The sequence below is a fragment of the Streptomyces sp. NPDC048514 genome, assembly GCF_043199955.1.
Lineage (GTDB): Bacteria > Actinomycetota > Actinomycetes > Streptomycetales > Streptomycetaceae > Streptomyces.
On record NZ_JBICWT010000016.1, the window covers coordinates 23,439 to 47,654 of the forward strand.

The 24,216-nt window shown below is 70.8% G+C and carries 20 protein-coding genes and 1 pseudogene; 10 read left to right on the forward strand and 11 right to left on the reverse strand.

The genetic code is table 11. The features are described 5' to 3' along the window. The first annotated feature begins 52 nt into the window (after window positions 1-52). Window positions 53-481, forward strand: coding sequence for a VOC family protein (locus ACGFT2_RS31030; protein ID WP_393285148.1), 429 nt, complete (start codon window positions 53-55; stop codon window positions 479-481). A 15-nt stretch (window positions 482-496) separates the two neighbouring features. Here the strand turns inward: ACGFT2_RS31030 and ACGFT2_RS31035 are convergent, their stop codons facing one another. Together ACGFT2_RS31035 and ACGFT2_RS31040 are read right to left on the reverse strand one after the other, a co-directional pair. Then, entirely contained in the window at window positions 497-1,051 is a 555-nt protein-coding gene (locus tag ACGFT2_RS31035; protein WP_393284701.1) for a methylated-DNA--[protein]-cysteine S-methyltransferase, read from the reverse strand. Window positions 1,052-1,092: 41 nt separating this feature from the next. Further along, window positions 1,093-1,974 carry a glycerophosphodiester phosphodiesterase gene (locus ACGFT2_RS31040; RefSeq protein ID WP_393284704.1) on the reverse strand — a complete coding sequence of 294 codons (882 nt, stop codon included), beginning with the start codon at window positions 1,972-1,974 and terminating at the stop codon, window positions 1,093-1,095. A 280-nt stretch (window positions 1,975-2,254) separates the two neighbouring features. Here ACGFT2_RS31040 and ACGFT2_RS31045 point away from each other — a divergent pair, with 280 nt between their 5' ends. The 6 genes from ACGFT2_RS31045 to ACGFT2_RS31070 all read left to right on the forward strand — a co-directional run bounded on the left by ACGFT2_RS31045 (window position 2,255) and on the right by ACGFT2_RS31070 (window position 10,650). After that, window positions 2,255-3,133, forward strand: a complete 879-nt coding sequence (locus tag ACGFT2_RS31045) for an MHYT domain-containing protein (protein ID WP_393284707.1) — start codon at window positions 2,255-2,257, stop codon at window positions 3,131-3,133. Between the two features lie 40 nt (window positions 3,134-3,173). Further along, the gene (uvrB, locus tag ACGFT2_RS31050) at window positions 3,174-5,321 is read left to right on the forward strand and encodes an excinuclease ABC subunit UvrB (protein ID WP_393284710.1); all 2,148 of its coding nucleotides are present in this window, start codon (window positions 3,174-3,176) and stop codon (window positions 5,319-5,321) included. Between the two features lie 157 nt (window positions 5,322-5,478). Then, entirely contained in the window at window positions 5,479-6,057 is a 579-nt protein-coding gene (locus tag ACGFT2_RS31055) for a TerD family protein (RefSeq protein WP_393284713.1), read from the forward strand. Between the two features lie 67 nt (window positions 6,058-6,124). Continuing rightward, on the forward strand, window positions 6,125-8,206 hold the full coding sequence (locus ACGFT2_RS31060) for a TerD family protein (RefSeq protein ID WP_393284716.1): 2,082 nt from the start codon (window positions 6,125-6,127) through the stop codon (window positions 8,204-8,206). 223 nt (window positions 8,207-8,429) lie between these two features. Then, window positions 8,430-9,428: a TerC family protein gene (locus ACGFT2_RS31065; RefSeq protein WP_393284719.1), complete on the forward strand. Its 999-nt coding sequence runs from the start codon at window positions 8,430-8,432 to the stop codon at window positions 9,426-9,428. 121 nt (window positions 9,429-9,549) lie between these two features. After that, on the forward strand, window positions 9,550-10,650 hold the full coding sequence (locus ACGFT2_RS31070) for a calcium:proton antiporter (protein WP_393284722.1): 1,101 nt from the start codon (window positions 9,550-9,552) through the stop codon (window positions 10,648-10,650). An 18-nt stretch (window positions 10,651-10,668) separates the two neighbouring features. On the opposite strand, the gene ACGFT2_RS31075 is transcribed toward ACGFT2_RS31070, so the two are convergent. Then, window positions 10,669-11,940, reverse strand: a complete 1,272-nt coding sequence (locus ACGFT2_RS31075; protein WP_393285150.1) for an MFS transporter — start codon at window positions 11,938-11,940, stop codon at window positions 10,669-10,671. 210 nt (window positions 11,941-12,150) lie between these two features. On the opposite strand from ACGFT2_RS31075, the gene aroQ reads away from it, so the two are divergent. Next, window positions 12,151-12,624, forward strand: coding sequence for a type II 3-dehydroquinate dehydratase (aroQ, locus tag ACGFT2_RS31080; RefSeq protein ID WP_393284725.1), 474 nt, complete (start codon window positions 12,151-12,153; stop codon window positions 12,622-12,624). Between the two features lie 8 nt (window positions 12,625-12,632). Here the strand turns inward: aroQ and ACGFT2_RS31085 are convergent, their stop codons facing one another. From ACGFT2_RS31085 to ACGFT2_RS31105, 5 genes are all read right to left on the reverse strand, one after another. Then, the gene (locus ACGFT2_RS31085) at window positions 12,633-13,385 is read right to left on the reverse strand and encodes an amino acid ABC transporter ATP-binding protein (RefSeq protein WP_393284728.1); all 753 of its coding nucleotides are present in this window, start codon (window positions 13,383-13,385) and stop codon (window positions 12,633-12,635) included. After that, the gene (locus ACGFT2_RS31090; protein ID WP_393284730.1) at window positions 13,382-14,317 is read right to left on the reverse strand and encodes an amino acid ABC transporter permease; all 936 of its coding nucleotides are present in this window, start codon (window positions 14,315-14,317) and stop codon (window positions 13,382-13,384) included. Before ACGFT2_RS31090 ends, ACGFT2_RS31085 begins: the two co-directional genes overlap by 4 nt. Beyond that, window positions 14,314-15,195 carry an ABC transporter substrate-binding protein gene (locus ACGFT2_RS31095; RefSeq protein ID WP_393284732.1) on the reverse strand — a complete coding sequence of 294 codons (882 nt, stop codon included), beginning with the start codon at window positions 15,193-15,195 and terminating at the stop codon, window positions 14,314-14,316. The genes ACGFT2_RS31090 and ACGFT2_RS31095 overlap by 4 nt, the downstream gene beginning before the upstream one ends. A gap of 346 nt (window positions 15,196-15,541) precedes the next feature. Beyond that, entirely contained in the window at window positions 15,542-16,198 is a 657-nt protein-coding gene (locus ACGFT2_RS31100; protein WP_393284734.1) for an MBL fold metallo-hydrolase, read from the reverse strand. Window positions 16,199-16,267: 69 nt separating this feature from the next. Continuing rightward, on the reverse strand, window positions 16,268-16,954 hold the full coding sequence (locus ACGFT2_RS31105) for a maleylpyruvate isomerase family mycothiol-dependent enzyme (RefSeq protein ID WP_393284736.1): 687 nt from the start codon (window positions 16,952-16,954) through the stop codon (window positions 16,268-16,270). Between the two features lie 224 nt (window positions 16,955-17,178). Here ACGFT2_RS31105 and uvrA point away from each other — a divergent pair, with 224 nt between their 5' ends. Next, complete coding sequence (gene uvrA / locus ACGFT2_RS31110) at window positions 17,179-20,205, forward strand: excinuclease ABC subunit UvrA (RefSeq protein ID WP_393284738.1); 3,027 nt, start codon at window positions 17,179-17,181, stop codon at window positions 20,203-20,205. A gap of 301 nt (window positions 20,206-20,506) precedes the next feature. Here the strand turns inward: uvrA and ACGFT2_RS31115 are convergent, their stop codons facing one another. Beyond that, the gene (locus tag ACGFT2_RS31115; protein WP_393284741.1) at window positions 20,507-21,418 is read right to left on the reverse strand and encodes a carbohydrate kinase; all 912 of its coding nucleotides are present in this window, start codon (window positions 21,416-21,418) and stop codon (window positions 20,507-20,509) included. Window positions 21,419-21,525: 107 nt separating this feature from the next. Then, a pseudogene (locus tag ACGFT2_RS31120) lies at window positions 21,526-21,720 on the reverse strand (LacI family DNA-binding transcriptional regulator); the annotation flags it as partial. 537 nt (window positions 21,721-22,257) lie between these two features. Here ACGFT2_RS31120 and ACGFT2_RS31125 point away from each other — a divergent pair. Then, window positions 22,258-22,680 (forward strand): Rieske (2Fe-2S) protein, encoded by a 423-nt coding sequence (locus tag ACGFT2_RS31125; RefSeq protein ID WP_393284744.1) that lies wholly within the window; start codon window positions 22,258-22,260, stop codon window positions 22,678-22,680. A 119-nt stretch (window positions 22,681-22,799) separates the two neighbouring features. Here ACGFT2_RS31125 and ACGFT2_RS31130 read toward each other — a convergent pair whose 3' ends face one another. Then, window positions 22,800-23,747, reverse strand: a complete 948-nt coding sequence (locus ACGFT2_RS31130; protein ID WP_393284747.1) for a hypothetical protein — start codon at window positions 23,745-23,747, stop codon at window positions 22,800-22,802. Window positions 23,748-24,216: the final 469 nt, after the last annotated feature.

The following is a 24,216-nucleotide window of genomic DNA, read 5'->3' on the forward strand; positions in this document are numbered from 1 at the left end:
CGCCGTTAAACGCTTGCGCTCGGCCGGGGGAGGCCACCAGCCTGGTCGCATGATGACCATGAACGCACGCCTCGACCACATCGTCCTGTGGGTGGCCGATCCGGCCGCCGCCGCCCGCTTCTACGAAGACGCAGTCGGTCTGGAACCCATCAGGGTCGCCGAGTTCACCGAGGGAAAGGTGTCGTTTCCCTCCGTGCGTGTCAACGAGGAGACGATCATGGACCTGGCCCCGCACACCGCCGCGGAGCTCATGCGGATGCTGCCTGGTTCGGCGGACAGCGCGGGCCACCCCGTCAACCACGTCTGCCTGTCCCTGCCGGCAGACGACTTCGACGCACTGCGCGCCCGTCTTCAGGAACACGACGTCCCCGTGACCGACATCGGCCACGGCGCATTCGGCGCCCGCGGCGCGGCCGAACGCAGCTTCTACTTCCGGGACCCCGACGGCAACGTCTTCGAGGCCCGGCACTACGACGAGTAGCCGGCTCGGGCCCGGTCAGAACAGGGGCTCGGGCAGCACGCCCTCCAGCGCGAGCAGCTTTCGCTTGGTCTCCAGTCCGCCGCCGAAACCGCCGATACCACCATCGCTCTCCACCACCCGGTGACAGGGCACGACCAGCGGCAGCGGATTGGCGCCCATGGCCGCGCCGACCGCCTGCGCACCGCCGGGCTGCCCGACCCGCCCGGCCAGGTCGCCGTACCCCACCACGCTGCCGTACGGCACACCCGACGCCAGCTCACGGAGCACCTGCCGGTTGAACCCGGAGATCAGCGACCAGTCCAGCCGCAGGTCGAAGGCGTGCCGCTCGCCGGCGAAGTACGCCCGCAGCTGGCGTGCCGCCTCGGCCAGCAGGGGCGAGTCCGGGTCCTGCACAGGCTCGCCGCCCAGCCGGCCCGCCAGCCGCTCCAGGGCCCGGTCGCGCACGGCGTCCGTGGCATGGAAGACGACGTTGACCAGGCCGTCGGCGGTCGCCGCCAGCATCAGAGGGCCGATGTCGCTGTCGATCACGGCCCAGACGACCCGCTGTTCATCCTGCCCGGAGCTGTCCATGCGCCCACGGTACGACCCGCCACCGACAACGACCGTCCGGCTCAGCCCGAGCCCACCGCCGACCGCACCACGTCGGGCTTGTTGCTGATGATCCCGTCGACGCCGTACCCGGCGACCTTACGGGCGGTGGCCGCGTCGTTCACCGTCCACGCGAACACGCCGAGGGGCCTGCCGTGCGGCCCCTCGAAGGCGTGCACCGCCGCGACGTAAGCCGTGGACAGCGAGTCGTAAGTGGGGTTGATCAGGTCGATGGACCGGGCGTACCGGTGCAGCTGCGCGACGGTGGGCCTGCCCAGGTAGGCGGTGGTGACCGCAGGCCTCAGATCGTGGACCGTCCGGACGCTGTCGGCGCTGAAGCTCTGCACGACGAGCCGGCCGACGTGGTCGCGGTCCAGCCAGCCCTCGTTGCCGAGCAGTTTCAGCGTCTGCTGCTCGATGCCCGGGTACAGCTCCGGGTTCTTGATCTCCAGGAGGAGTTTTTCGCGATTGTGGTCGACCCGGCGCATGTACTGAGTCAGCGTCGGCACGCGCGTGCCCGCGTACGTGCGGGAGAACCAGCTGCCCGCGTCCAGCCGGGCGATCTCGGCGGCGGTGAAGTCCTTCACCTTCCACGGCGCCCGGCCGGGGAAGAGGGCCTTCACGTTCGTGGTGCGCTGCAGGCTGTCGTCGTGGATGACGACCAGCTCCCCGTCCCTGGTGCGCTGGACATCGTTCTCGACCCAGGTCAGACCCAGCTGCGCCGCCTTGTCGATCGCGGCGAGCGTGTTCTCGGGGGCATAGCCGGAGGCTCCCCGGTGGGCGATCACCGTGGGCCGGCCGGCCTGGGCCGCCTCGCCGGCCCGGACGCCGGAGGCGGGGCTCAGCAGGGGCGCCGCGGTCCCCAGGACCGCGGCGGCCGTGGCGACGACCACGCGCGTGTGCATGCAGACTCCTCGCATCGAGCGAACACCGACAGCAACAGAGTGACAGCAGTACGTCACTGTCGCGTCGGGTGCACGATGGACACACATTGAAGCCGGATGTCCAAGTCCGCTCACCGGTGCCCCACAAGTGGGGCAAGGCCGTGTTTCTTTGCCGGAAAATCGTTCGACCATTCCGGTGGGGGTCATACTCTCTGCGACAACCCTGACCGCCCACGCGGTCCTGGGACGGGGGCACTCAACAGGTATTCCGGGACGCAAGAGGGCGGAAGGGCAGCCGCGCATGCAAGGCACGGTCGAGGGATTCAGCTACGGGGCCGTCACCCCGGTGGTGGCCTATCTCATGGCCTGCATCGGGAGCGCCCTCGGCCTGCGCTGCACCAGCCGCTCCCTGCTGGCCACGCACCCCCGGCGCCCTGTCTGGCTGGCCCTCGGCGCCGCCGCGATCGGCTCCGGCATATGGACGATGCACTTCGTCGCGATGATGGGCTTCACCATCGAGGAGACGTCGATCCACTACGACCAGCCGATCACGTACGCGAGCCTCGCCCTCGCGATCGTCATGGTCGGCGTCGGGATCTTCATCGTCGGCTACCGGGGGGCCACCGGTACCGCCCTGTTCACCGGCGGCACCATCACCGGGCTGGGCGTCGCCTCGATGCACTACCTCGGCATGGCCGGGATGCGTTTTCACGGCCGGTTCACGTACAACACGCTCACCGTCGCCGCCTCGGTCGTCATAGCGGTCGTGGCGGCCACCGCCGCCCTGTGGGCCGCGGGACGGGTCCGGGGCTTCCTGTGGAGCGTGGGCGCGAGCCTCGTCATGGCACTCGCGGTCACCGGCATGCACTACACCGGCATGGTCGCGCTCAGCGTCCAGCTCGACGGCACCTCGCATGCGGCCGGGAGCGGCCCCGAGGCGTCCGTGCTCGTGCCGATGCTGATCGGCCCGCTCGCCTTCCTGCTCCTCGCGGGCGCAGTCGTGGTCTTCGATCCGCTTATGGTCACGGGCCGGCCCGACCGCGCGCCCGTCGAGCGCAAGCCCGGTGTCCCGGCCGCCGCCGTCGCCTCCCACCCCGGTCGCCGCCCGGGCCGTGACCAGGGTCACGGCCCGGTCCGCCAGGCCGCGCCCCACCGCTACCGCACCCCGCAGAATCGCTGATCCGGACCCGTTGTCAGTGCGGGGTCGTACGGTGGATGACATGCGGCCCGTTTCCCACATCGAACGCACGGTGGCGCCCTTCGAGGTCGTCAGCTCCTACCAGCCCAGCGGCGACCAGCCGGCGGCCATCGCCGAGCTGGCCAAGCGCGTCGAGTCCGGCGAGAAGGACGTCGTCCTGCTCGGCGCGACCGGTACCGGCAAGTCCGCCACCACCGCGTGGATGATCGAAAAGCTCCAGCGCCCCACGCTCGTGATGGCGCCGAACAAAACGCTGGCCGCCCAGCTGGCCAACGAGTTCCGCGAGCTTCTGCCGAACAACGCGGTCGAGTACTTCGTCTCGTACTACGACTACTACCAGCCCGAGGCCTACGTCCCGCAGTCGGACACCTACATCGAGAAGGACTCCTCGATCAACGAGGAGGTGGAGCGCCTCCGCCACTCGGCGACGAACTCGCTGCTCACCCGCCGCGACGTCGTGGTGGTCGCCTCGGTGTCCTGCATCTACGGCCTCGGCACGCCGCAGGAGTACGTGGACCGCATGGTCCCCCTCCGGGTCGGCGACGAGATCGACCGGGACGAGCTGCTGCGCCGCTTCGTGGACATCCAGTACACGCGCAACGACATGGCGTTCTCCCGGGGCACCTTCCGGGTCCGCGGCGACACCATCGAGATCTTCCCGGTCTACGAGGAGCTGGCCGTCCGCATCGAGATGTTCGGCGACGAGATCGAGGCGCTCTCCACGCTCCACCCGCTCACCGGCGAGATCATCAGCGACGACCAGCACCTGTACGTCTTCCCCGCCTCGCACTACGTCGCCGGCCCCGAGCGCATGGAGCGGGCCGTCAACGACATCGAGAAGGAGCTGGGGGAGCGGCTGGCCGAGCTGGAGAAGCAGGGCAAGCTCCTGGAGGCCCAGCGCCTGCGGATGCGCACCACGTACGACCTCGAAATGCTGCGCCAGATCGGCACCTGCTCCGGCGTGGAGAACTACTCCATGCACTTCGACGGCCGCCTGCCCGGCTCCCCGCCCAACACCTTGCTGGACTACTTCCCGGACGACTTCCTGCTCGTCATCGACGAGTCGCACGTCACCGTGCCGCAGATCGGAGCCATGTACGAGGGCGACGCCTCCCGCAAGCGCACCCTCGTCGACCACGGCTTCCGTCTGCCGTCGGCCCTGGACAACCGTCCGCTGAAGTGGGAGGAGTTCCAGGGGCGCATCGGGCAGACCGTCTACCTGTCGGCCACCCCGGGCGCCTACGAGCTGTCCCGCTCCGACGGCTTCGTGGAGCAGATCATCCGCCCGACCGGCCTGGTCGACCCGGAGGTCGTGGTCAAGCCCACCGAGGGCCAGATCGACGACCTGGTGCACGAGATCCGCGAGCGCACCGACAAGGACGAGCGCGTCCTGGTCACCACGCTGACCAAGAAGATGGCCGAGGACCTCACCGACTACTTCCTGGAACTCGGCATCCAGGTGCGCTATCTGCACAGCGACGTCGACACCCTGCGCCGTGTCGAGCTGCTGCGTGAACTACGCGCCGGTGAGTACGACGTCCTGGTCGGCATCAACCTCCTGCGTGAGGGTCTCGACCTGCCCGAGGTGTCCCTGGTGGCGATCCTGGACGCCGACAAGGAAGGCTTCCTGCGTTCGGGCACCTCGCTGATCCAGACCATCGGCCGCGCGGCGCGCAACGTCTCCGGTCAGGTCCACATGTATGCCGACAAGATCACTCCCGCGATGGAGAAGGCCATCGACGAGACCAACCGGCGCCGGGAGAAGCAGATCGCGTACAACACGGCCAACGGCATCGACCCGCAGCCGCTGCGGAAGAAGATCAACGACATCGTCGCGCAGATCGCCCGCGAGGAGGTCGACACCGAACAGCTCCTCGGCTCCGGGTATCGCCGGACGAAGGACGGCAAGGGCGCCAAGGCACCCGTTCCGTCGCTCGGCGACAAGGCGGCCAAGGGCGCGAAGGCCGGCAAGGCGGCCAAGGGCGCGAAGGGCAAGACGGTGCCCACGGACCGTCCGGCGGCCGAACTGGCCGAGCAGATCGAGGAGATGACCGAGCGGATGCGTGCCGCCGCCGCGGAGCTGCAGTTCGAGATCGCCGCCCGGCTGCGCGACGAGGTCTCCGAGATGAAGAGGGAACTGCGGCAGATGCGCGAGGCGGGAATCGCCTGAGCCCGCCTCCACCGTGCCGGACCTCGGTATGGGTGCCAAGTGTTGCAACACCGACACAAAGCCCGGACCGGGGTTCGGCACTGTCGGTGCTCCTGCGTAGGGTTCTGGACAACCGTGCAGTGCGCGGCAACAGGGGACGTCGAGAGGGGAACCAGCCGTGTCCGTCAACTTGACCAAGGGTCAGGCCATCAGTCTGGAGAAGAAGGACGGGGCCACCCTGACCGCGGTCCGCATGGGACTCGGCTGGCAGGCGGCGAAGCGGCGCGGCCTGTTCGGCTCCCGCACGCGCGAGATCGACCTGGACGCCTCGGCCGTCCTCTTCGCCGAGAAGCAGCCGGTCGACGTCGTCTTCTTCCGTCACCTGGTGAGCGACGACGGTTCCGTGCGCCACACGGGCGACAACCTGGTGGGCGGCGTCGGCCAGGGCGGGGACGACGAGGCGATCCTCGTCGACCTGCAGCGTGTCCCGGTGCACATCGACCAGATCGTCTTCACCGTGAACTCCTTCACGGGACAGACCTTCCAGGAGGTGGAGAACGCGTTCTGCCGCCTCGTGGACGAGACCAACGGCCAGGAACTCGCTCGCTACACGCTGGCCGGCGGCGGCCAGTACACCGCCCAGATCATGGCCAAGGTGCACCGGGCGGGCTCCAGCTGGACGATGACCGCCCTGGGCGCCCCGGCCAACGGCCGCACCTTCCAGGACCTGATGCCGTCGATCCTCCCGCACCTGTAGGACCAGGACCGCACCGCCCGCCCCTCGAGGGCGGGCGTACGACAGCACGACACGGGGGGCGACGGCGATGACGGCCGAACTGGTGCGGGGACAGAACCACCCGCTGCCCCAGGTCCGGCTGACGATCCGGATCTCGGCCGGGGTGCCGGTCCTGGCCGGAGCCGCACTCGGCGACGAGAACGGCACCGTGCACGGCCCCCAGTGGGTGGCCCACCCCGCGGCCCCCGCACTGCCCGGCGTCGAAGTGTCCCGGCAGGCCGATGCCGAACACCGCCTAGCCGTCGACCTGGCCGCCCTGCCCGAGGGCGTGCACCGCGTCGGCGTGTTCCTCGCGCTGCCCACCGGGACCGCCGGGCCGCTCCGGTTCGGCGGCGCGCCCGCCCCCCACACCACGGTCGAGGGGCCCGACGGTACCGAGCTGGCCAGCTACACCCTCACCGGCCTGGACGCCGAGACCGCCGTGATCGCCCTGGAGGTCTACCGCCGGCAGGACGCCTGGAAGGTCCGGGCGATGGGCCAGGGCTACGCGGGCGGCCTACCCGAGCTCTTCACCGATCAAGGACTGCGCGAGGCCGGAACGCTCGCCGCCGAGGTCCAGGAGGCGGCGGCCCAGAGCCTTGCCAGCGCCGTCCCGGCCCCGCCCCCGGTACCCACCCCGCAGGACGCCACCACGCCCCAGAGCTTCTCCGCGCCCCGGGATTTCCCCGCGTCCCAGGACCCCTCGGCGCCCCGGGGCCTCTCCATGCCCCGGGACCTGCCGGCGCCCCAGGACTTCTCCGCCTCAGGGGCTACCGAGCCGGCGCTCCCGCACGATGCGCCGCTCCCCGGCGATGCTCAGTCCTCGCACGCTCCGCACTCCACGTCCCGCGACGGCCGCAACCCGTACGAGGCCCAGGCCCCCGACGGCGAACCCCGGCCGCAGAGCGCGGACGGCCCGATCGACTACACCCACCCCCGCCGCCACACCGCGCCGCCCCCGCCACCGCCCTCGGCGGCCCCGGCGACCGATGGGCGGCCCGCCCGGCCGGTCGCGGGCGACGCGGTGGGCTGGTCGATGGAGGAACGTCTCTACAACCAGGTGTGGGGCATGTTCGAGGACCTGGCCCGGACCACGGCCGCCTACCGCAGCGCCGTCGACTTCGCCGACTCCCGCCTGGAGAAGGAGATCGACCAGGCCCTCGCCGACCCCCGCCGCCGGCTCGGCACCTCGGGCGAGGTGGCACGGGAGGCCGCGTACGCCCGCCGGACCCAGCTGGTCGACCAGGCACGCGTGGTCTTCGACCGCGACCTCGCCCAGCTCGCCGCCGAGTCGGAGGTGGTCGAGCCCGCGCTGCCGCCCGCGTACGCGGGGTGGGACAGCCCCGTCTGGCACGGCTACCGTCCGCCCGCCGATACACCGATGGCGCTGCGACTGGGGGAACTGCACCTGCCCGAAAGCGCGCCGCTGCGCATCCCGATGCTGGTCAGACTGCCGCTGGAGCGGGGCCTGTGGATCGACAGCGGTCCGGCCGGAGCGCTCGACGACTCCTTCGCGGACTCGGTCGAGCTGCGCCGGCTGGCCCTGGAAGCGGCCGTCGCGGTCGCCGCCCGGCTGCTCGCCGTGCATCCGGCGGGGGAGTTCGCCGTGCACGTCGTCGACCCGGCCGGCGCCGGGACCGGGGCACTTCGGCCGCTGACGGAAGCCGGAGTGCTCGCCGCTCCGCCGGCGAGCGGAGCGGCGGGGGTCACGGAGGTGCTGGAGAGGCTCACCCGGCGCGTCGATCTGGTGCAGATGGCGGTGCGTGGCGGCGCGGCGGGATCGCTGCCGGCCGACGTCGACACCGTCCGGCAGCTCCTGATCGTCAACGACTTCCCGCACGGATTCGACGACCGGTCGGTGACCCGGCTGCGTTACCTCGCGGACGAGGGCCCGGCGGTCGGCGTCCACCTGCTGATGGTCGCGGACCGTGAGGACGCGGCGGCCTACGGCCCCCTGCTCGACCCACTGTGGCGTTCGCTGATGCGACTCACCCCTGTGCCAGACGATCACCTGGCCGATCCCTGGGTCGGTCACGCCTGGACGTACGAACCCTCGCTCGTGCCGACCGGCAGCCATATCGTCCAGCACGTGCTCGCCGAGGTGGCGAGAGCGCAGGTCAAGCACAGGTAAAGACTCCCCGAACAGGCAAGTTGACCTTTTCTTTACCTAACCCTTTACCAATGCTTGGTGATTGAGGTACTGTTTTCCGTGCGGAGGGGAGTACTCCCTGATTGCGGCGCACCCGTCAGTACGGACCGTTCCGGTCCCGGGGCGTCGGCCCCCGTGCGGGTGGAAGAGACCTCCGGCAGCGACGACGCTGACAGTGTTTGCCGTTTCGAATGCCGGAGGAACAGTGGAAGTCACCATGGGCCTGTGGGTCCTGACCATCGTGGGTCTCGCGGCCCTGATCGCCGTCGACTTCTTCATCGGGCGTAAGCCCCACGACGTGTCGATCAAGGAAGCGGGCATCTGGACCGTCGTCTGGATCGCCCTGGCCGGACTCTTCGGCCTGGGTCTCCTCGTCTTCGGCGGTGGGCAGCCCGCCGGTGAGTTCTTCGCCGGCTTCATCACCGAGAAGTCGCTGAGCGTCGACAACCTGTTCGTCTTCGTCCTGATCATGGCGAAGTTCGCGGTACCTACGCAGTACCAGCAGCGTGTCCTGCTCGTCGGCGTTCTCATAGCCCTGGTCCTGCGGGCCGTCTTCATCGCCGCGGGAGCCGCGATCCTCGCCAGCTTCTCCTGGGTGTTCTTCCTGTTCGGCGCCTTCCTGATCTGGACCGCCTGGAAACTCGTCCAGGAGGCCCGCGCCGACCACGAGGACGAGGAGTACGAGGAGAACAAGCTGCTGAAGGCCGCCGAGCGCAGGTTCGGCGTGGCCGACCGGTACCACGGCACCAAGCTGTGGGTCGAGCAGAACGGCAAGCGGATCATGACTCCGATGCTGGTCGTGATGCTCGCCATCGGCACCACGGACGTCCTGTTCGCCCTCGACTCCATCCCCGCGATCTTCGGCCTGACCCAGGACCCCTACATCGTCTTCACCGCCAACGCCTTCGCCCTCATGGGGCTGCGTCAGCTGTACTTCCTCATCGGCGGCCTGCTGAAGAAGCTGGTCCACCTGTCGTACGGTCTGTCGATCATCCTCGGCTTCATCGGCGTCAAGCTGGTGCTGCACGCCCTGCACGAGGCCGGCGTCCATGTCCCCGAGATCAGCATCCCGGTCTCGCTCGGCGTGATCTGCGCCGTCCTGATCGTCACCACGATCACCAGCCTGATGGCCACCAGGAAGCAGGCGGCCGCCGAGGCGGGCGGCGACGGCGCGGGCACCCGGAAGAACAGCGTCGACGTCTGACCGAGCCGGGCGCCACGATGCGGGGCCCGGTCCGCCGGAGCTGGGCCCCGCACCGGAGAGGATGAAAGGCATCCGAAAAGAACGGAATGCGAACCCTGTATGTCTCTGCGACGATCACGGCATGATCACTCGCCTGAGGTCACTCACCCGTCGATGGACGACGCTCGTGCCGGTGCTCGCGATGATCCTGCTGGCCTTCACCTGGGGCCGGGACCTGCCCGGCGCGGTCGTCGCCCTGGTGACGCTGGTGCTCGCCGGCTCCGTTCTTGCGGCGGTGCACCACGCCGAGGTGGTCGCCCACCGGGTCGGTGAGCCCTTCGGCTCCCTGGTGCTCGCCATCGCCGTCACGATCATCGAGGTCGCTCTGATCGTGACCCTCATGGCGGACGGCGGCGACAAGAGTTCCACGCTCGCCCGGGACACCGTCTTCGCCGCCGTGATGATCACCTGCAACGGCATCGTCGGGCTCTGTCTGCTCGTCGCCTCCCTGCGGCACGGCACCGCGGTCTTCAACCCGGAGGGCACCGGCGCCGCCCTGGCCACCGTGGCGACGCTGGCCACGCTCAGCCTGGTACTGCCGACCTTCACCACCAGCAAGCCCGGACCCGAGTTCTCCACCGTCCAGCTGACGTTCGCCGCGGTGTCCTCACTGCTCCTGTACGGCCTGTTCGTGGCCACCCAGACGGTGCGCCACCGGGATTACTTCCTGCCGATCACCCGGCAGGGCGACGTCATCACCATCGACGACCACGCCCGGCCCCCGTCCGCGCGCACCGCCCGGATCAGCCTCGGGCTGCTCGGGCTGGCTCTGGTCGGCGTGGTCGGTCTGGCCAAGAGCGTGTCGCCCACCATCGAGTCGGGCGTGAAGGCGGCGGGCCTGAACCAGGCCGTCGTCGGCGTGGTCATCGCCTTGCTCGTCCTGCTTCCCGAGACGATCGCCGCGCTGCGCTCGGCCCGCCGTGACCGGGTGCAGACCAGCCTCAATCTCGCACTCGGCTCGGCCATGGCCAGCATCGGCCTGACCATCCCGGCCGTGGCACTCGCCTCCGTCTGGCTGTCGGGGCCGCTCGTCCTCGGTCTTGGCTCGACCGACATGTTGCTGCTCGCGCTCACCGTCGTCGTCAGCTCCCTGACGGTCGTGCCGGGGCGGGCCACACCCCTGCAGGGCGGTGTCCACCTGGTGCTGTTCGCGGCCTACCTGGAGCTGGCCGTCAATCCGTAGCCGGTCAACCGTGTCCGGTCATCCCGTGGCGGGCTCCGCCGACGGCACGGGGACCGGCCGGGTCTCCGGCAGCAGCGCGAAGCATCCCAGGCTGAGCAGTGCGATGCCCGTGAGATAGACGCCCACACCCCACGGGACGCGCCCGCCCTGGTCCGCGAGTGCCGTGGCGATGATCGGAGTGAGGGCGCCGCCCAGGACCCCGCCGAGGTTGTAGCCGACGGCCGCACCCGTGCAGCGCACCCGCGGCTCATACAACTCCGGCAAGTAGGCGGCGATCACGGCGAACATGGTGACGAAGGCGAGCAGTGCGCCCAGAATGCCGAGGAACATCAGCAGCGGCTCGCCGGTGGCCAGCAGGGCGATCATCGGGAACATCCACAGGGCGCAGGCGGCGCATCCCGTCAGGCACATCGGCCGGCGTCCGTAGCGGTCGCCGAGCAGGGCCATGAGGGGAATGAGCGACGCCTTCACCACCACGGCGGCCATGACGCAGGTCAGCATCACCGTCCGGCTCACCCCGAGCCGTTCCGTGGCGTACGCCAGCGACCAGGTCGTCACCGTGTAGAACACGGCGTACCCGACGGCCAGCGCCCCGGCGGTCAGCAGCACCAGCCGACCGTGGTGCCGCACGACTTCGACGAGGGGCACGCGCGCGTGGTCCTCGATCTCCAGGAACCGAGGGCTCTCGGTGAGCGAGGAGCGCAGCCACAGCCCGGTCAGGGCCAGCGCTCCGGCAGCCCAGAAGGGCACGCGCCATCCCCAGCGCGTGAACTCCGCCTCGGGCAGCGCCGCCGACAGGGCGAGCATCACCCCGTTGGCGAGCACGAAGCCGACCGCGGGCCCCACCTGCGGGAAGCACGACCACAGGGCACGCCGTCCCGGGGGTGCGTGCTCGGCGGTCAGCAGCACGGCCCCGCCCCACTCCCCGCCGAGCCCCAGTCCCTGCAGGAAGCGCAGGACGAGCAGCAGCACGGGCGCAGCGACGCCGATCGTGCCGTAGGACGGCAGACAGCCGACCGCGACCGTCGAGGCGCCGGTCAGCAGCAGCGAGAGCACGAGCACCGGCCGCCGTCCGCGCCGGTCGCCGAGGTGCCCGAACAGCGCCGCGCCCAGCGGACGGGCGACGAAACCCACCCCGAACGTCGCGAACGCCGCCAGCGTCCCCGCCAGCGGGGAGAACGTCGGGAAGAACAGTGGCCCGAGGACCAGGGCGGCGGCCGTCCCGTAGACGAAGAAGTCGTAGAACTCGATCGCGGTCCCGGCGAGGGAGGCGGCCGCGAGCCGGGGCATGGACGGTGCGCTCACTGCGCGTACATCGTGCATGCAGCGTCAACTACCCAAAGTGATCGCCAGTTACGGGGGTGTGCGGTGGTGATCGACTTCTCCGGAGCGCGCGCCCGTGCGGTGGAGCGCGCGGCCCACGGCCCGCTCGGGCCGGCGTGATAGACCGGGTGCGAGCAGCGGTTGTCGACCGACCGCTCCGAACGGACCGGAGGAACCGTGCCCCGCACCCTGGCGAACGCCCCGATCATGATCCTCAACGGGCCCAACCTGAACCTGCTCGGCCGGCGCCAGCCCGAGATCTACGGCAAGGACACGCTGGCCGACGTGGAGGCGATGTGCGCCGAGGCGGCGGCCGCGCACGGCGGCACCGTGGACTTCCGGCAGTCCAACCACGAGGGCGAACTGGTCGACTGGATCCACGAGGCACGCCTGGGCCACTGCGGCATCGTCATCAACCCCGCCGCCTACTCGCACACGTCGGTCGCGATTCTGGACGCACTCAACACCTGTGAGGGGATGCCGGTGCTGGAGGTACACATCTCCAACATCCACCAGCGTGAGTCGTTCCGGCACCACTCCTACGTCTCGCTGCGCGCCGACGGCGTGATCGCGGGCTGCGGAGTGCAGGGCTACGTGTTCGGGGTGGAGCGGGTAGCCGCCCTGGTGGGCGCGGCGCGGGCCGACGCGTAGCCCCGGCCCTACAGGAGGCCGGCCTCCACGACCCGCCGCAGGAAGCGCCGCGTCCGCTCCTGCCCCGGGTCACCGAAGACCTGCTCGGCGGTGCCACGCTCCAGCACCACGCCACCGTCCAGAAAGCAGACCTGGTCGGCGACGTCCCGGGCGAACCCCATCTCGTGCGTCGCCAGCACCATGGTCATGCCCTCGTCCTTCAGGCCCCGGACCATTTCCAGTACCTCGCCCACCAGTTCGGGATCGAGCGCGGCCGTGATCTCGTCCAGCAGCAACAGCCGCGGTCGTACGGCAAGAGCCCGTACGATCGCCACGCGCTGCTGCTGGCCGCCGCTGAGCCGGTCCGGATAGGTGCCCGCCTTTCCGGCCAGCCCGAGCCGTTCCAGCAGCTCCCTGGCCCGCTCCTCGGCCTCCGCGCGCGAGACGCCGTGCACCCGGCGCGGAGCGAGGGTGATGTTGTCCAGCACGGTCATGTGCGGGAAGAGGTTGTACGCCTGGAAGACCGCGCCGATCCGGCGCCGTACCGCGTCCTGGTCGACGCGGGGATCGGTGATCTCCCTGCCGTCCAGCCAGATCGCGCCGTCGTCGATCTCCTCCAGCAGGTTGGCGCAGCGCAGCAGCGTGGACTTGCCCGAGCCGGAGGCGCCGATCAGGGCGGTCACCGTGTGCGGGGCGACCGCCAGATCGACGTCCCGCAGCACGACGGAGCCGCCGAAGGTCTTGCGGACCGATTCCAGGCGCAGGACAGGCGCGTCGCTCATAGCGATCCTCCCTGGGCCCGCTGCCGGTCCATCCGGGCGGTCACCCAGTCCGTGAAGCGGGTCATCGGGATGGTCAGCGCCACGAACACCAGTCCCGCGACGATGTACGGCGTGTAGTTCAGACTGCGGCCCACGATGATGTCGGCCGCCCGTACGGCGTCCACCGCGCCGCCGATCGACACCAGACCGGTGTCCTTTTGCAGTGACACCAGGTCGTTGAGCAGTGGCGGCACCTGCCGGCGTACCGCCTGCGGCAGCACGACGTGGCGCAGGGCCTGCCGGTTGGTCAGGCCCAGCGAGCGTGCCGCCGCCCGCTGGGAGGGATGGACGGACTCGATGCCGGCCCGGAACACCTCCGCCACATACGCCGAGTACGTCAGTGTCAGCGCCGTGCCGCCGAGCAGCACCGGATCGACCGTGACGCCCTGCAGGCGCAGCGCGGGCACGCCGAGGACCACGATCATCAGGTTGATGATCAGCGGCAGTCCGCGGAAGAAGTCGGTGTACGCCGCCGCCAGCACCCGCAGCGGGAAGAACACCGGCCCGCGCAGCGTCCGTGCGACGGCGATCAGCATCCCCAGAACCAGGACGGCGGCGCCGCAGACCAGGAGCAGACGGACGTTCAGCCACAGCCCTTCGAGGACCTTCGGCAACGCCTCGCGCGCGTACTGCGCGCTGAAGAACGTCTCCTTGGTGCGCGGCCACCCCGGCGCGTGGACGACGACCAGGTAGAGCACGACGGCGGTGGCCAGGGTGGACAGCGACGCGACGGCCGTGGCGCGGCGGGCTCGCGTGCGCCGGAGGCGTTCGCGCTCCAGGCGCCGCTCGGAGGGTACGTAGCCGTCGTCGGCCGCGTCCCCGCCGGCGCCGCTCGTCGAGTCGCGCTCGTCGCCCGCTCTCTCCGGCGCCGAGTCGCCCTTGGTGACCGTCATTTGAGCACCGGCGCGTCGACGGCGTCGGAGAGCCATCGCTTCTCGAGCCTCGCCAGGGTGCCGTCCTTGCGCAGGGCGTCGACGGCGCCGGTCACGCACGAGGTGAGCGAGCTGCCCTTGTCCAGCACGAGCCCGAACTGCTCGGCCGTGCCGCCCCGGTTCTCGAACTGGCCGACGATCCTCGCGTCCGTCACCTCGGCCGCAGTGATGTAGAACGCGGTCGGCAGGTCGGTGACGACGGCGTCCACCTGGCCGTTCCTCAGGGCCGACTTGGCCTGGTCGTTCTTGGCGTAGACGGCGGCCTCCCGCTTCGGCTTCACCACGTCGGTGATGTAGTCGAGGCTCGTCGTGCCCACCTGGGCGCCGAGCTTGAGGTCCTTCAGGTCCGCCACGCTCGTCGCCTCGGCGGCCTTGCCGTCCTTGAGCGCGATGACGGCCTGGCGCACGTCGTAGTACCCGGAGGAGAAGTCCACGGCCTTCCTGCGCTCGGCGCTGATCGACACCTGGTTGATGTCGAGGTCGAAGGTCTTCGCGCCGGGGGCGAACGCCTTGTTGAACGGCACGCTCTGCCACACGACCGCGCTCTCGCGGTATCCCAGCCGCTTCGCCACGGCGTATGCGACCGCCGACTCGAAGCCCTTGCCGTTGGCGGGCTTGTCGTCCTGGAACCACGGTGCGTACGCCGGCTCGTCGGTGGCGATCGTCAGCTTGCCGGGCGTTCTGGTGGCCAACTCGCCCTGTCTGCAGCTCCTAGAGGCCGTGCCGGACGGGGCGGCCGACGCCTTCTCCTCGGGTTGCGGAGCGCAGCCGACGGCAGTGGCGAGCAGGACCAGGGCGGCGGCTACCGCGCGGCGCAGGGCGCGGGAGGAAGGATGCATGGCGGGAGAGTCGCAGCGAACGCCCCCTCTGTCCAGGTCACCTCGGCGTTTGTCCGCATGGTGGGAACGGGTGTTGCGGCCGCGTGAACTGCGGCCGTGTCCTGCGTCCAGCCCGGGCCGCCGGCCGAGGGCGGGGTGAGGAGGCCGGCGGCCCGTACCGCGCGGGAGCCGTCGTCCTGCGCGGGGCTGCTGCCAGTTGACCGCTCGGCACCGGGCGGCGGGAGCGCGCACGCGCGTCGAACGCGTGCGAAGCGTTCACACGGGGCGCGCGAACTGTGGTGTGCGCAGGGCGCGAGCGCGGGGCGTGCGCCGGGAGCCGGGAATCGTTCCGGCGGGCTCGGCCGGTTCACCAACCGCGCGCGTGCCACTCCGGCAGATGCGGACGCTCCGCGCCCAGGCTGGTGTCGTCGCCGTGGCCCGGATAGACCCAGGTCTCGTCCGGCAGCACGTCGAAGATCTTCGTCTCCACGTCATGGATCAGGCTGGCGAACGCCTTCGGGTTCTTGCGGGTGTTACCGACGCCCCCCGGGAAGAGGCAGTCACCGGTGAAGACGTGCGGATGGCCGTGCGGGTCGTCGTAGACCAGCGCGATCGAGCCCGGGGTGTGCCCGACGAGGTGGCGCGCGGTGAGTTCCACATGTCCCACCCTGATGACGTCGCCGTCGTCGACGAGGACATCGGTCGGCACGGGAATGCCGGGCGCGTCCTCGCGGCCGGCGTAGGTGCGCGCACCGGTGCCGGCGACGACCGCGGCGAGCGCCTGCCAGTGGTCGCCGTGCTGGTGCGTGGTGACGACGGACGCGATGCCGTCGTCACCGATCATGCCGAGGAGCCTGGCCGCCTCGTCCGCGGCGTCGATCAACAGCTGCTCGTCGGTGGCCCGGCAGCGCAGCAGATAGGCGTTGTTGTCCATCGGGCCGACCGCGATCTTGGTGATCATCAGGTCTTTCAGCTCGTGCACGTCCGCCGGTCCGCCGACCGTGACCTCTCCGGTGTACGTCATGCTGATCAGCCTATAGCGGCGGAGCCCCGGCGGAACGCCGTCCGGCCAGGGCGGCGCGACGCCGTCGCGTCACAGCGCCGGCAGCTTCGGAAGCGCGCCGCCGCGCACGTCCAGGGCCGCACCGTCGCGGCGCCCGGCGAGCCACCCCACCAGTTCGGCGGGCCGGCCGCTGACCGTCACCTCGGGTTCGTCCGCCGTGCGGCCCGTGCGCCACGTGTGCGTGCCGTCCGTGACGAGGGTCGCCGGAACGCCGGCATGCCCGGAGAACCGCCGTGCGAGGAAGTCCGTCTCCCGCCGCGTGAACTCCTCCGGGAGATCCTCCAGCTCGTATCCGATCCCGAGGTCCACGTGATGCAGCTCCACCTCGGCCCAGCGCCGGAACGGCACCCGGGACGCGGAGTCGGTGACTCCGTTGCGCAGCTCCACCGTGCGCGCCCAGTCCGCCGGAGCGTCCCCCACCGCCCTGAAGCGGGCGGCGCTCTCCCGCAGATCGGCGAGCTGCACGTCGAGCGGGCGCGGGGCGTCGCGCTCGATGTCCGCGTCACGGCCCTCGGCGCTCGCGTACATGGGACGGCCCTGCAGGACGTTCACCAGAGCGTCCGCGTTCCGGGCGAGGTGGGCGAGGACATGCCCCCGGCTCCAGCCGGGCAGCCGTGACGGCTCGGCGAGCGAGACGTTGTCCATTTCGGCGACTGCGGTCAGGAGCCCTTCGGTCGCTTCACGTACACATGCCAGGTCATGAGCGTGATCAATCATGGTGCTGACCCTAGCCGGGCCACACCTTCGGGTGAAGGTGGTGAACCTCATCCGCAAATCGAATGCGCGTGCTATACCGTCGAGAGCGGCGTCGGGCATGCTTGATGGCCTGAAGTTGTTATGCGACCGGGCAATCCGACCGGCGTTGTCAGTGGCTCCCCCTAGTGTGAAGAAGCGCGGGGGCCCCGCCCCTGTCACTTCTCTCAAGAAAGGTGCGGACCGGCGTGGCCGACCGTCTCATCGTCCGTGGCGCGCGCGAGCACAATCTCAAGAATGTCTCGCTCGACCTGCCTCGTGACTCGCTCATCGTCTTCACGGGCCTGTCCGGGTCGGGCAAGTCCTCCCTGGCCTTCGACACGATCTTCGCCGAGGGCCAGCGCCGCTACGTGGAGTCACTCTCCTCGTACGCCCGGCAGTTCCTCGGCCAGATGGACAAGCCGGACGTCGACTTCATCGAGGGCCTGTCCCCGGCGGTCTCCATCGACCAGAAGTCGACCTCGCGCAACCCGCGCTCGACCGTCGGCACCATCACCGAGGTCTACGACTACCTGCGCCTGCTCTTCGCGCGCGTCGGCAAGCCGCACTGCCCCGAGTGCCGGCGCCCGATCACGCGCCAGTCGCCGCAGGCCATCGTCGACAGGGTCCTGGAACTGCCGGAGGGGAGCCGTTTCCAGGTGCTCTCGCCGCTGGTGCGCGAGCGCAAGGGTGAGTTCGTCGACCTCTTCGCCGACCTGCAGACCAAGGGCTACTCCCGCGCGCGTGTGGACGGGCAGACCGTCCAGCTCTCCGAGCCGCCGACGCTGAAGAAGCAGGAGAAGCACACCATCGAGGTGGTCGTGGACCGCCTCACGGTGAAGGACTCCGCCAAGCGCCGCCTCACCGACTCCGTGGAGACCGCCCTCGGCCTGTCCGGCGGCATGGTCGTGCTCGACTTCGTGGACCTCGCCGAGGACGACCCCGAGCGCGAGCGCATGTACTCGGAACACCTTTACTGCCCGTACGACGACCTCTCCTTCGAGGAGCTTGAGCCCCGCTCCTTCTCCTTCAACTCGCCCTTCGGCGCCTGCCCCGAGTGCACCGGCATCGGCACGCGCATGGAGGTCGACCCGGAGCTGATCGTCCCGGACCCGGACAAGTCCCTGGACGAGGGCGCCATCCACCCCTGGTCGCACGGGCACACCAAGGACTACTTCGGCCGCCTGATCGGTGCCCTCGCCGACGCGCTCGGCTTCCGCACGGACATCCCCTTCGCGGGCCTGCCGCAGCGCGCCAAGAAGGCACTGCTGCACGGCCACAAGACCCAGATCGAGGTGCGGTACCGCAACCGCTACGGCCGCGAGCGGGTGTACACCACGCCTTTCGAGGGCGCTGTGCCGTTCGTCAAGCGCCGCCACAGCGAGGCCGAGAGCGACGCCAGCCGCGAGCGCTTCGAGGGCTACATGCGCGAGGTGCCCTGCCCCTCCTGCGAGGGCACGCGCCTGAAGCCGATCGTCCTCGCGGTCACGATCATGGAGAAGTCCATCGCCGAGGTCTCCGCCATGTCGATCAGCGACTGCGCGGACTTCCTGGGCAAGCTGAAGCTGAACGCCCGCGACAAGAAGATCGCCGAGCGAGTGCTGAAGGAGGTCAACGAGCGGCTGCGCTTCCTGGTCGACGTCGGCCTGGACTACCTCTCGCTGAACCGCGCGGCCGGTACCCTCTCCGGCGGCGAGGCCCAGCGCATCCGCCTGGCCACGCAGATCGGCTCCGGCCTCGTCGGCGTCCTGTACGTGCTGGACGAGCCGTCCATCGGCCTGCACCAGCGGGACAACCACCGGCTGATCGAGACCCTGGTCCGGCTGCGCGACATGGGCAACACGCTCATCGTCGTGGAGCACGACGAGGACACCATCAAGGTCGCCGACTGGGTCGTCGACATCGGCCCCGGCGCCGGCGAGCACGGCGGCAAGGTCGTGCACAGCGGCTCCCTGAAGGAGCTGCTCGCCAACCCCGAGTCGCAGACCGGTGCCTACCTCTCGGGCCGCAAGGCGATCCCGCTCCCGGACGTGCGCCGGCCCCACGACCCGTCCCGGCGGCTCACCGTGCACGGCGCTCGTGAGAACAACCTGCAGGACATCGACGTGTCCTTCCCCCTGGGCGTGTTCACGGCCGTCACGGGAGTGTCCGGATCCGGCAAGTCGACGCTGGTCAACGACATCCTCTACACGCACCTGGCGCGCGAGCTGAACGGCGCGCGCAGCGTTCCCGGACGCCACACGCGCGTGGACGGCGACGACCTGGTCGACAAGGTCGTGCACGTCGACCAGTCGCCGATCGGCCGCACCCCGCGGTCCAACCCGGCGACGTACACGGGTGTCTTCGACCACGTCCGCAAGCTGTTCGCCGAGACCACCGAGGCGAAGGTCCGCGGCTACCTGCCCGGCCGCTTCTCCTTCAACGTCAAGGGCGGCCGCTGCGAGAACTGCGCGGGCGACGGCACGATCAAGATCGAGATGAACTTCCTCCCGGACGTCTACGTCCCGTGCGAGGTCTGCCACGGTGCCCGGTACAACCGGGAAACCCTGGAGGTCCACTACAAGGGCAAGTCCATCGCCGATGTGCTGAACATGCCGATCGAGGAGGCCACCGACTTCTTCGAGGCCGTCCCGGCCATCTCCCGGCACCTTCGGACGCTCAAGGACGTCGGACTCGGCTATGTCCGCCTCGGCCAGTCCGCGACCACCTTGTCCGGCGGCGAGGCACAGCGGGTGAAGCTCGCCAGCGAGCTGCAGAAGCGATCCACCGGACGCACGGTCTACGTCCTGGACGAGCCGACCACCGGTCTGCACTTCGAGGACATCAGCAAGCTGCTGACGGTCCTCGGCGGCCTGGTCGACAAGGGCAACACGGTCATCGTCATCGAGCACAACCTCGACGTGATCAAGACCGCCGACTGGATCGTGGACATGGGCCCCGAGGGTGGCGCCGGCGGCGGCCTGGTGGTCGCCGAGGGCACCCCCGAGGAGGTGGCCGGAGTCCCGACGAGCCACACCGGAAAGTTCCTGCGCGAGGTCCTCGGCGCCGACCGCATCAGCGACGCGGAGCCCGTGAAGGCCCCGCGCGCCAGGACGGCCGGGAAGACGGCCGCTGCCAGGTCGGCGGCGAAGAAGACGGTGACGGCCAAGGCCGACAACACGGCGACGAAGAAGGCCGCCGCGGCCACGAAGAAGGCGACGCCCGCGAAGAAGACGACGCGGGCCCGCAAGGCCTGAGGCGCGTCCGGCCGCCGGCAGACCTACCGGCGCCGGCAGACCTACCGGCACCAGCAGACCTACCGGCACCGGCAGACCCACCGGCACGGCAGAGCCACCGGCCGCCGGTGGTCACCAGGCACGGGCTGCGCCGGACACCGACGAAGCCCGTGCCTGACACAACATCAAAGAATCGGCGCCCCGCGGGAACTGTCCGCGGGGCGCCGCTCGTTCAACCATCAGCCAGCCCGGCCCGGCGGTCCCGCAGCCCCGACCGCTCGACCGGCCGCACCTTGACAAGACCACAGGGAAGTCGGACCGCTCACCATTCACCCAACTCGGCCGCGTACGGCGGCTCGGCCCCCGCCCGCGCGCAGGTGATCGCCGCCGCGCGTGCCGCGAACCGCAGCAACCGCGCCCAGCCCTCCGTCCCGAGGGCGGCAAGCGCCTGCGGAGACAGCGCGTCCTGGACGGACAGACCGTGCAGCAAGGCCGCGTTCACCGTGTCACCGGCGCCGATGGTGTCCACCACGTCGACCTTCGCACCCGGCACGGAAAGCTCCCCGCCGTCCCGGGTGAACACGGTCAGTCCCTCGCCGCCCCGGGTGACCACGACGGCCGACGGGCCCGCCGCCAGCCACTCGCCGGGAGTGCCGCCCAGCCACCCGGCGTCCTCGGCGGAGAGCTTCAGCAGGGTGACCGAGGGCAGCCAGCTCTTGAAACGCGCCCTGTAGGCGTCCGGATCCGGGATCAGCCCTTCCCGGACATTGGGGTCCAGCGCGGTGAACAGCCCCTGCCCGGCCGCCGTGCGCATCAGTTCCTCATATGCGCTCGCCCCCGGTTCCAGGACGAGCGAGCAGGTACCGAAGGACACCGCGCGGGTGCCGGCGGGAAGCGCGGCCGGGGCGGTGAACAGGCGGTCGGCGGTGCCGTCCACGTAGAAGGAATACGCGGCCGAACCACCCGGGTCGATCGTGGCCACCGCAAGGGTCGTCGGCTCCGGTCCGCGCGCCACCTCCGACACATCGACCCCGGCCCGCCGCAGCCCGTCGAGCAGGGCCTCGCCGAAGGCGTCGGAGGACGTCCGGGAGCAGAACGCGGTGCGGGAGCCGAGCCGGCCCAGGGCCACCGCGGTGTTGTACGGGCCGCCGCCGAGCGCCGGCTTCAGGTCCGCCAGGGCGCCGGGCCCCTGCGGTACCAGGTCGATCAGTGCCTCACCGGCGACGACGATCACGAGACGGTTCCCTTCTCGGACAGTGCTGATGGTGCGGCCGGCCCGGTCGGTTCGGTCCCGGCGCCTTCCTCCGGGCACCCGCACGAGGTGCGGTGCACGAACGTGCTCGCCGCAGATAGCCGACCAGATCGGGAGGTCACCAGGGAGCGGGCCAGGGTGTTGGGCGTGTAGCCGAGGGTGTCGACCGCGTTCAGCACGGCCTGGCGGGTGTGCGGCAGCACGGGGCGCGTGCCGTTGAGCACGTGGGAGACGGTCGCCACCGATACCCCGGCGCAGCGGGCGACGTCCGCCATGGTGGGCATGGTGCTCCCCTCCGGGTCGGGCTGGGCCGTGCTGTTTCGGCCTACGGGCTACTCGGGCCTGCGGGCGGGCGCGCGCGGTCGGCCGAGCGGTTCCGTGGGCTGCCGGCAGGCTCCCGGCGGGGAAGCTATCTCATCGGCCGCTCGCGCGTAAACGCTTACGCGAACGTTGACGTGCGCAGTCTGCGAGACTGACGCGCAGTGCTGGCCCCGACGGAGCGCCTCCGGAGAGTCGCCCGCCAAGAGTCGCCCACCAAGAGTCGCCCTGCCCCTGCGAGGGGGCCCCGCGGGCTGCCCCTGCGAGGGGGCCCCGCGGGTCGGCCCCTCGGCCCGCGTTCACCTCCGGCCGCCCCGAACTCCAGATCAACCCCTGGACCCCTGGGCCCTCGCCCCCTCGGCCCTCGCCCCCTGGACCCCTGAGCCCTCGCCCTCTCAGTCCTCGCCCCTCAGCTCCACACGTCCCGTCCCGCCCCGGACCGACCCGGCCCCATCTGCCCGGGTATCGTCGCCCTGCATACCCCTTGACCTGTGGAGTCTCAGATGCCCGCCCGACCGTCCACCAGCCGCCGCACAGTTCTCCGAGGGGCCGCCGTGGTGCCGGTCGCCGGGCTCGGCCTGGCCGCGTGCGCGGCTCCGGACGGTGGCGCCTCGGCCACCCCGACCGCACCGGTCGACCTCGGTGCGGAGAAGGAGGTGCCGAAGGGCGGCGCCAAGCTCTACCGGGACCACAACGTGGTGGTCAGCCGTGCCGAGGACGGCACCCTGAAGGCGTACAGCACGATCTGCACGCACGCGGGCTGCCCGATCAACAAGCTGCAGGGCACGACGCTGGTCTGTCCCTGCCACGGAAGCCAGTTCGACGCCGTGACGGGCAAGGTGGTCCAGGCGCCGGCCACCGAGCCCTTGACCGTGCTGTCGGTGAAGGCCGCGAACGGCAGGATCGTCGCCGGTCCGGCCACCTGAGCCGGTGACGGCACGGGCCCCGGCCGTGGCCGCTCCACCCTTGAGCGGCAGCCGGGAAGGACGCGCTCTGAGCGGCAGCCGGGAAGGACCCGCCTGAGCGGCAGGTGGGAAAGACCTGCTCACTCCCAGTCCCAGGCGATGCCCACGATGCCGGGCCGGATGCGCGGCTCGACCACGTGGGCGCAGTGGTGCGGCTCCGTGACGGGCAGTTCCCGCCGGCCACTGCGGGGGGCCGCCGGCGACTGCTGGGCGAAGCGGTGGCAGCGGGCCGGCAGCGCGGCCGCGTCGAAGCACACCTGAAGGGCGTACTGCCCGCCGGGAAGGCCGAAACGGTGCAGGTACTCGCGGGAGGCCCCGGCAGTCCCGTCGTCGATGCCGTACCGGAAGAGGAAGGTGTCACCGGAGCGGAGCCGGGTGCCGAAGAGCAGCTCGGTCACCAGTACGCCGGAGTCCTGGTCCCAGCGGACACGGCCCGTGCGGCAGTTCTCCAGCGCCCGTACCCGCATGTCCACCGGGCTGCTGCCGGGGTCGCCGTGGTGCACGGCGACGAAGCGGTCGACGCCGTCGCGGTGGGCCCGCACGATGTGGTGGGCTTCGCGGCCCGCCAGCTCGCGCCGGGCGCCGATCCGGACGCGCTCGTGGTGGCCCAGGGTGTGCAGGCCGTCGTCCGGGGAGCAGTCCAGTTCGGCCCGGAGCCGGTCCAGGATGTCGGAGGCCGCGACCAGGGTGCGGTAGGAGCGGCCCGCCGGGCGGTCGGCCGCCGGCTGCTCGTCGGCCTCGGCGAGCAGCCGGATCAGCGACTCGTCCGGCAGCTGGAGTATCTCCTCCAGTGCCCGCACGGCGCGCAGCGACTCCGGGCGCTGTGGGCGGCGGGCACCCTGCTGCCAGTAACTCAGGCTCGTCACGCCGACTTTGACCCCGTGCCGCGACAGATGGTGCTGGACGCGCTGGAGCGGCAGCCCACGGGCGGCGATCGCGGCGCGCAGCGCCACGTGGAAGGGGCCGCCCCGCAGGGCGGTGCTGAGTTCCGCGGTGGGGAGGTCCGCGTGCTCTGTGGCATGCCGCATGCCGAGGGGCCCTTCTGTGAGGTGTCACTACGGCTGGTCAGACCGTCTGCGCGAGTGTGCGGGGCCACCCCCGTGGGCGCTGTGGACGCTCGTGGCTGCGCACACCGAACCCGTCCGCGTGTGTGTGCACGGCCCCGAGTTCCCGTGCATTGAAGCGTGTTGACCAGACCCCGACAACACCTGTGACTCGGCCGCAGCGCACTCCTGGCCGGACCGTGCCCTCGGGTACGCGGATGACGAGGGCGGTGCGGTCACCCGAGGGCTGCGTCCAGGAGGCTGTGCCGAGGCCGCGTCGAACGATGTCGGATGTCGGGCGGGTGGCGGCCGGAGGGTGGTCGCAGGGGCGGACGGTGAGCGGACGGCGGCCGAGGCGGGGCTCGGGCTCGGGCTCGGCCCGAAGGGACCGGTCGCGGCCAGAACGGACCGGTCGCGCTCCGAACGGACCGGTCGCGGCCCGTACCGTGGCCCC